The following is an 8,137-nucleotide window of genomic DNA, read 5'->3' on the forward strand; positions in this document are numbered from 1 at the left end:
GCACCTCATTACACTTCTCAAAAGTGTTCTAGCTGTGGCGTAATTGTCAAAAAATCTCTATCAACTCGTACCCATAATTGTAGTTGTGGATGCGAGTTACACAGAGATACAAACGCCGCAATTAATATTTTAAATCTTGCAAAAGCTAGGGGAGGGCATCCCCAAAGTAACGCTACAGGAGTTGGAATCTCTACTCCAGTTGGTGAAAACCTGTTAGAGCAAATTGTGACGATGAATGTAGAATCCCCGCGTCTTTAGACCGGGGAGTGTCAACTTAATTAATTCATTTTCAGGGCAAATTTAAGAAACTGTGGCAATTGTTACAAAAATTATTTTGGGGGTTAAAACTGCTCCTGATTATTTGGCTGGTTTTGGGGCGTTGGCATAGCCCGTCCTAGACATCGCTCTGGCGGAAAAAATCTGTCCCCACGCACTGACAATCCTACTAGTAGTCTGTCAAATTTATTTTGACGGGTTTTTGGTAGTGCGGGCAAGATGCCCGCGTGAGCGAGACGCTCACACTACAGCCCATCATTTTTATCTTGACAGACCACTAGACGAAGTTGAAAAATATCATCAAGTCGTTCAAGCTATAGATATTCATGATCAAATGACTAATTCTGGTAACTCCCAAAGTAGCATTAGCGACAGAGAACAGGTAATATCTGCACTACAACTGATTAGAGAAGATTTAGTTCGCGCCTTAAAAAGTGAACGGATTTTGCGCGATAATAAAAAATTGCTTGCTAATAACCAAGATTTAGTGGTAAATAATTTAGCTAATCTGCAAACCTTACCAGTTAGTAGTCAAGCTAGTGAATATGCTCAACTTCTCAATCAATCATTACAGATTGCCTTAGATGTGCAAGCAGAACTTGTGAAAATTACAGAAAGTCTAGTTTAAATTTCCTAAAATGAATAACCAACCTAAAATAATTGTCCTTGATGATGATCCCACTGGTTCACAAACCGTCCATAGTTGTTTATTATTAATGCGTTGGGATGTAGAAACTTTACGTTTAGGATTAAAAGATGATGCTCCCATTTTCTTTATTTTAACTAATACTCGTTCTCTGACTCCAGAAGCAGCCGCATTTGTAACTAGAGAAGTTTGTCATAACCTTAAACTTGCCTTAGCAGCCGAAAAAATAGAGGATTTTCTCGTAGTTAGTCGTTCTGACTCCACCTTACGCGGACATTATCCTATAGAAACTGATGTTATTGCTGAAGAACTCGGTCCATTTGATGCTCATTTTCTTGTGCCGGCATTTTTTGAAGGGGGAAGAATTACCCGCGATAGTATTCACTATCTAATTATTGATGGTGTTCCCACTCCCGTACATGAAACAGAATTTGCTCGTGATTCTGTCTTTGGATATAATTACAGCTATCTGCCTAAATATGTGGAAGAAAAAACCAAGGGACGGATTAAAGAAGATACTGTTACTAGATTTTTACTCGCAGATATCCGTGCTGGTAGTTTAGAAAGTTTGTTACAACTTGAGAATAATCACTGTGGTGTCGTAGACGGAGAACATCAACATGATCTTAATATCTTTGCGGTAGATGTATTAACAGCCGCAAGTCGGGGAAAACGCTTTTTATTCCGTTCTGCTGCGAGCATTTTAACAGCTTTGGCTGCCTTACCACCCCAACCCATTGCTGCTGAAAGTATGGCAAAATATGTGCGCGGTGGTAAACCTGGTGCAATTATTGTGGGTTCTCACGTTAAAAAGACAACTCAACAGTTAGAATCATTATTACAAGTTGAGGGAACGGTAGGCATAGAAGTTAATGTGGGTAGATTACTTGAAAATGGGGTAGATGAATCTGCTAAACTGCTAACCGAGATTCTCGAAAATGTCAAAGTAGTACATAATGCTGGTAAAACACCAGTAATTTATACTAGTCGGCAGGAATTGGCTTTTAAAGATGTCAAAACTAGGTTAGATTTTGGCAGTACAGTTTCCGCTTTACTTATGGATGTTGTCCAGGGTTTACCATCTGATCTAGGATTTCTCATCAGTAAGGGGGGTATTACTTCTAATGATGTTCTCAGTACGGGACTGGCTTTAACTTCAGCCCGATTACTTGGTCAAATTTTAGCAGGTTGTTCAATGGTAATTACACCATCTAATCATCCCCTGTTTCCTAATTTGCCAGTTGTATTGTTTCCCGGTAATGTCGGCAATGCTGATGCTTTGGGAACGGTTTATCAAAGATTGATATGTGAACAATTGACAGTTGACAATTAATAATTGACAATTATCAATTTAAAATATTAGTGTATTTTGGCTAGTGCTGCATGAATTCTGATTCTGCTAAATCTGAGGAAATAAAGGCTGAATTTCCTAATTCAGAATCTATTTCTCATCAGGTTGATCAAGAGGTAAATAATTCTCATTCTGTGGAAAATAATGTAGATGCTGGTAATTCTGCTAAATCTGAGACAATAAAGGCTGAATTTTCTAAATCAGAATCAGTTTTTCATCAAGTTGATCAAGAGGTAAATAATTCTAACTCTGGCGAGATCAATCCAGATTTTGCTGATCATAAAGTAGAATCTGATCCTGTTATCCCTAATTCAGAGTTAAATTCAGTAATGGCCTTTTTAAAAGGTAATTCTGCTGCTGAAAATCCAGAATCTAATATGCCTAATGGGGGGGAATCTGGTTCGATTTTATCTGATTTACCAAGTGCTGATTTAGAACTACTAGGACAAAAGGTAGATCATAATATTCAAGTTCAGTTAAAAACTGAAGGGGAGCGACTATTATTGATTTTGCCCACGGAATCTCAAGTATCACCATCAGAATTCAATTGGTGGGAAATTTGGCAACAAATGAAACAGCGTCTCAATGCAGGCGATCGCTTACGGAAACCAAATACATCCCTGCATCTAGTAGCAAAAGATAGATTGTTAGATAATAGACAATTGCAAGATTTGGCAGAAACTTTAAATACATACCAAATTCAACTAAAATCCGTAGCTACCAGTCGGAGACAAACAGCGATCGCTGCTTGTACCCTGGGTTATTCCGTAGAACAAACCCAACTCCACACATCCCTCACTTCCGATATTCAACCGACTCCCAGCGCCCTAGCAGATGCCCTCTATCTGCAAATGACAGTGAGATCAGGTGTAGAAATTCGTCATCCCGGTACGGTAGTTATCTTAGGAGATATCAATCCTAGTGGTATCGTCATTGCCGATGGGGATATTCTCATTTGGGGAAGATTGCGGGGAGTTGCCCATGCTGGTGCCGGTGGGAATCGGGAATCTCTGATCATGGCCTTGCAAATGGAACCAACCCAATTGCGAATTGCTGATGCTGTCGCTAGATCACCAGAAAAAACCCTCACCAGCTTCTTTCCTGAAGTTGCACATATTACATCTGAAGGAATTCGCATTGTTAAAGCCGCTGATTTTTCCCGCAGTCAATTAAGTAGTCGGACGCAATTAGTTACACAAAATCTGATCTAAAATTCTTGCTTAGTTAAGAATCTACAGCAGCTTTCAACATTCAGCAGTAAAATCCTTTCGGTGCAAGGCTTGATGATTAAAATTTGTACCTCATTTACCTGCAATATGCTGTATATGTAATTAATTTCTGTTAGGTTACTAAAGTTAGAATCAATCAATAGCTTTAAATATTTTATTGTTGTTCCCTAAACTCTCATAAAGCATTATCATGACCCGCATTATTGTCATTACCTCCGGTAAAGGGGGAGTGGGTAAAACCACAGTTTCAGCTAATTTAGGAATGGCTTTAGCCAAAATAGGCAAACAAGTAGCCTTAATTGATGCAGATTTCGGACTGAGAAATTTAGATTTACTTCTGGGACTAGAAAATCGGATTGTTTATACAGCGGTGGAAGTTTTGGCTAGGGAGTGTCGTCTAGAACAAGCTTTGGTTAAAGATAAACGACAACCTAATTTGGTACTCCTCCCAGCTACCCAACATCGCAATAAAGAATCCGTCACACCTGACCAAATGAAGTTACTGGTAAATGCCCTAGCACAAAAGTACGAATATGTAATGATTGACTGCCCCGCAGGAATTGAAATGGGGTTTAAAAATGCGACTGCACCAGCCAAAGAAGCCCTGATTGTCACCACTCCCGAAATTTCCGCTGTCCGTGATGCTGACCGGGTAGTAGGATTACTCGAAGCCCAAGGTGTCAAAAAGATTAACTTAATAGTTAATAGAATTAGACCGGCAATGGTAGAGGCAAATGATATGATGTCTGTACAGGACGTTCAGGAACTTCTCGCCATTCCCATAATTGGAGTCATCCCCGACGATGAGCGGGTGATTGTCTCTACCAATCGGGGCGAACCTCTAGTATTATCAGACACTCCCTCTTTAGCTGCCACCGCTTTTGAGAATATTGCTCGGAGATTGGAAGGGGAAACTGTCGAATTTCTGGAGCTTGACTCATCTAGTAAAAGTATCTTCTCTCGGTTGAGAAAGATGTTGTGGTCAAAAATTGTTTAATTTACTTGCCAGTGTTTCTGCCTTACACATACCCGCAATGATTCTTGAAATTTTAGAAAAATTTTTTGCTCGTAGTCCCGATAACAGCCGCGATGATGTTAAACGTCGTCTGCAAGTGGTAATATCCCATGACCGTGCGGACTTAGACCCCCAAACTTTAGAAAAAATGCGTCAGGAAATCCTGGAAATCGTTTGTCGCTATGTCGAAATAGAAACAGATGGTTTGGAGTTTTCCCTAGAAAGCAGCCAACGGACAACGGCTTTAATTGCTAATTTACCAATCCGTAGGGTTAAAGAAAGCCTAGATGAAACAGTTCTAGAAAGTAGTGATATCCTACTGTAGGGGCGCAGGGTCTGCGCCCTGAATTGTCTTGGATTGGATATTAAAAAGCGAATGGGGGCGTTAATTTGGCCACCGTCCCATGAGGTGACCAATCACGGATAATTCTGACATTAATTTATCAAACAGGTCTGGGGTTAAAGATTGGGGTCCATCTGATAAGGCTTTAGCTGGGTTGGGATGTACTTCTATCATTAGCGAATCTGTACCCGCAGCGATCGCTGCCTTCGCCATAGCAGGAACAAACTCAGACCAACCCACACCATGACTAGGATCAATCATAATCGGTAAATGGGTCAATTTTCGCAAAACTGGCACAACGGATAAATCTAGGGTATTGCGAGTATACTGACGGTCAAAAGTTCTAATTCCCCGTTCACACAAAATCACATTGGGATTACCCGCCGCTAAAATATACTCAGCCGCCATTAACCAATCTTCAATAGTCGCCGCCATACCCCGTTTTAGCAGGACTGGTTTGGGTTGCGCTCCTACCTTCTTGAGCATGGAGAAATTCTGCATATTTCTCGCCCCCACCTGAATCACATCAGCAACTTCGCCAATTTTCTCCAAGTCTTCCGTATCCATTACTTCCGTAATAATCCCCAGTCCGCTGACCTTTCGGGCTGTAGCTAACAATTCCAAAGCACTTTCACCATGACCTTGAAAAGCATAAGGTGAAGTACGAGGTTTATATGCCCCACCGCGTAAAAACTTAGCTCCTGCCGCCTTTACCCGCAGTGCTGTTTCTACAATCATTTCTTCATTTTCCACAGAACAGGGTCCAGCGACAACTACCAAAGGATGATGTTCACCAAACACCACATCACCTTGAGGACTATTCACCACCACTTCAGAAGCTTCTCCATGACGGAATTGACGACTGGCTCGTTTGTAGGGTACTTCCACTCGTAATACTTGCTCAATCCATTGACTTAATTCTTGAATGCGGGGCGGGTCTAAATCCGCAGTTTCCCCAACCAAAGCAATGACTACTTTATGTTGACCAATAATTTTTTCTGGTGTTAGTCCCCAGCTAGATAATTCTGTGGTAATCCGATTTATTTCTTCCTGTGGGGAACCAACTTTCATGACGATAATCATTTACAAGTTCCTTTTTTAAGTAGATTTTTGATTAACTAACTTTAGATTAACAACAAAAACTTATGAAAAAAAATGTAGCGTCAGGTACTTTCTCCTAAATAGAGAGTAATTTGTGCTGAATTTTACTAGAAAAATTGGCTCTACCGTTCCCTTTATGTAAAACAACATTTATTGTAGGTTGGGTTGACGCAAGGAAACCCAACAAATCTTACTATCCTACTGCCAATATTGGGTTTCACTTCATTCAACCCAACTTACGAAAATTAAATTAATATTCTTTTCCATAAGGGGAGGAGTAGAAGCATAAGTTTTTGATTACAATTAAACATTTTAATCTATCCAGTCATAGTGTTTACAAATCAAATATAGCAATTCCCATTCAAGTGAGGTACAAGAGTTAATAATCAAACGCAGATGGACGCAGATAAACGCAGATAATTTTGTACTTCATTAGACTAGGAAATGCTATATAATTGTTATACAGTAGAATTTTCATTAATAATGCGACGGGATTCGATTTTTTATAAATTGTTCAAACAATTTCCTAGTTTGTTGTTTGAATTAGTAGATGAACCACCAGCAGAAGCCGATAGTTATCAGTTTGAATCGGTGGAAGTCAAAGAAACAGCTTTCCGAATTGATGGGGTATTTCTACCTCCAGCTAATGCGGTTTCTCAAGTGGTGTTTTTTGCAGAAGTGCAATTTCAAAAAGATGAAAATTTATATTTTCGCTTCTTTTCGGAATTATCACTGTTTCTCCATCGCCATTCTATTCGTTATGATGATTGGTATGGTGTGATAATTTTTGGTTCGCGGAGTTTAGAACCATCAAATTTAAAGATTCATCGGTCTTTATTAGAGGGTGTTTGAAAAGTTATGGTTGATGTATCAAATATTTTTTACCCCACCCTAACCCTCCCCTTGTAAAGGGGAGGGAACTGGACAATGTGATGAAAATTACGGAATACCACTTTTCAAACATCCTCTTAGCAGGTGATCAAGTTAGTCGGGTATATTTAGATGAATTGGGGGATGTACAGCAGCAACCGTTGGGATTAGGTTTAATGTTGCTGACGATTAAAGAAGATACTGAAGCAATAGAAGCAGCACGGTTTTTGTTAGCTGAGGCGCGGAAACAGTCGGAAGCAGCGATAATAGATTTAATTACGACGATTATTGTTTACAAGTTTAAAAAATTTAGTCGCAAGGAGATTATAACTATGTTGGGATTAGATTTAGAAGAGCCAAGAGCTATACAGGAAGCCAAGGAAGAGGGAGAAAAAATAATCGCATTACGTTTTTTAAAACGGCGTTTGGGTAATATTCCTGATGAGTTGTTGTCGCAGGTACAGCGGTTATCATTAGTACAGATTGAAGATTTATGTGATGTGCTGTTGGATTTTGTAACTGTAGCAGATTTGGAAGGTTGGTTACAGCAGCAATAATTTTATTAACTCAAGTTGCTAGTTATTTAGTTAAGGCTGGTACTTCGACTTCGCTCAGTAACCAATGGATAATTGGTAATAGGTAATTGATAATAAAATTCATCTTTTAATCCTGTTCATCCTTTAATCCTGGACATCCTGATTCTGACAATGTGTCTAACTAGCAACTTACGTTATTATTTTAATACAATACAATAAAACTGCAAAGTAGAATTTCAATTCTGTAATATAATGCAGCAAGATTGCAAGTTAATCTAATTTAACTGTTAAATAAAAACTTATCTTTGTAATGCAATACAATAAAACTGCATAGTGATACTTTATTAAAGTTGAGTAAGCTGTTGTTAACGTCGGAACAAACGCCAGGAAAAGATAATAATACGTTTGATTAGTAGCTGTACACGATGCAATAGTAAGGTTAACACAACTGATAGGTTATTCAACAAACGTATATAAAAGGGAGGAGGTATGAGTTGCTGTTGTAAAAGTTGCAAGTTGTTCCGAACGGTTATTGTAGTAGGGTGATTAGTTCCTAGCATTCGTTTAGACATAGCTAAAGCTTCAAGGTAGAGAGGTTCAGCTTCACTGTATTTTCCTTGGCTTTTATAAAGACTTGCTAAATTGTTTAAGCCAGTAGCAACATCAGGATGGTCGCCTGTAAATAGCCGCATTCTCATTTCTAAAGCATCAAGGAAGAGAGGTTCTGCTTCACTGTATCTTCCTTGGCTTTGGTAAAAAATTGCTAAATT

Annotated in this window: 8 protein-coding genes and 2 pseudogenes; 8 read left to right on the forward strand and 2 right to left on the reverse strand. The window is 39.2% G+C overall.

The window, feature by feature from the left end; translation table 11 throughout:
- From AN490_RS18955 to minE, 6 genes and pseudogenes are all read left to right on the forward strand, one after another.
- A partial coding sequence (locus tag AN490_RS18955) for a zinc ribbon domain-containing protein (protein WP_300006463.1) occupies positions 1-258 on the forward strand: 258 nt, incomplete at its 5' end.
- 295 nt (positions 259-553) lie between these two features.
- A pseudogene (locus tag AN490_RS18960) lies at positions 554-904 on the forward strand (hypothetical protein); the annotation flags it as partial.
- Positions 905-914: 10 nt separating this feature from the next.
- Positions 915-2,255, forward strand: a complete 1,341-nt coding sequence (locus AN490_RS18965) for a four-carbon acid sugar kinase family protein (RefSeq protein WP_300006464.1) — start codon at positions 915-917, stop codon at positions 2,253-2,255.
- A gap of 50 nt (positions 2,256-2,305) precedes the next feature.
- Positions 2,306-3,484, forward strand: coding sequence for a septum site-determining protein MinC (gene minC, locus AN490_RS18970; RefSeq protein WP_300006465.1), 1,179 nt, complete (start codon positions 2,306-2,308; stop codon positions 3,482-3,484).
- A gap of 208 nt (positions 3,485-3,692) precedes the next feature.
- Positions 3,693-4,499 carry a septum site-determining protein MinD gene (minD, locus tag AN490_RS18975; protein WP_015079597.1) on the forward strand — a complete coding sequence of 269 codons (807 nt, stop codon included), beginning with the start codon at positions 3,693-3,695 and terminating at the stop codon, positions 4,497-4,499.
- A 37-nt stretch (positions 4,500-4,536) separates the two neighbouring features.
- The gene (minE, locus tag AN490_RS18980) at positions 4,537-4,842 is read left to right on the forward strand and encodes a cell division topological specificity factor MinE (RefSeq protein ID WP_096671479.1); all 306 of its coding nucleotides are present in this window, start codon (positions 4,537-4,539) and stop codon (positions 4,840-4,842) included.
- Positions 4,843-4,902: 60 nt separating this feature from the next.
- Here the strand turns inward: minE and aroF are convergent, their stop codons facing one another.
- Positions 4,903-5,943, reverse strand: coding sequence for a 3-deoxy-7-phosphoheptulonate synthase (gene aroF, locus AN490_RS18985; protein WP_300006466.1), 1,041 nt, complete (start codon positions 5,941-5,943; stop codon positions 4,903-4,905).
- A gap of 501 nt (positions 5,944-6,444) precedes the next feature.
- On the opposite strand from aroF, the pseudogene AN490_RS18990 reads away from it, so the two are divergent.
- Positions 6,445-6,810, forward strand: a pseudogene (locus AN490_RS18990) (Rpn family recombination-promoting nuclease/putative transposase); the annotation flags it as partial.
- An 83-nt stretch (positions 6,811-6,893) separates the two neighbouring features.
- Positions 6,894-7,388 (forward strand): DUF2887 domain-containing protein, encoded by a 495-nt coding sequence (locus AN490_RS18995; protein WP_366925054.1) that lies wholly within the window; start codon positions 6,894-6,896, stop codon positions 7,386-7,388.
- A 344-nt stretch (positions 7,389-7,732) separates the two neighbouring features.
- Here the strand turns inward: AN490_RS18995 and AN490_RS19000 are convergent.
- Positions 7,733-8,137: tetratricopeptide repeat protein (locus tag AN490_RS19000; RefSeq protein ID WP_300006467.1), on the reverse strand; the 405-nt coding region annotated here is incomplete at its 5' end.

It is taken from the genome of Anabaena sp. AL09 (assembly GCF_001672255.1).
Classification (GTDB): Bacteria; Cyanobacteriota; Cyanobacteriia; order Cyanobacteriales; family Nostocaceae; genus Dolichospermum; species Dolichospermum lemmermannii.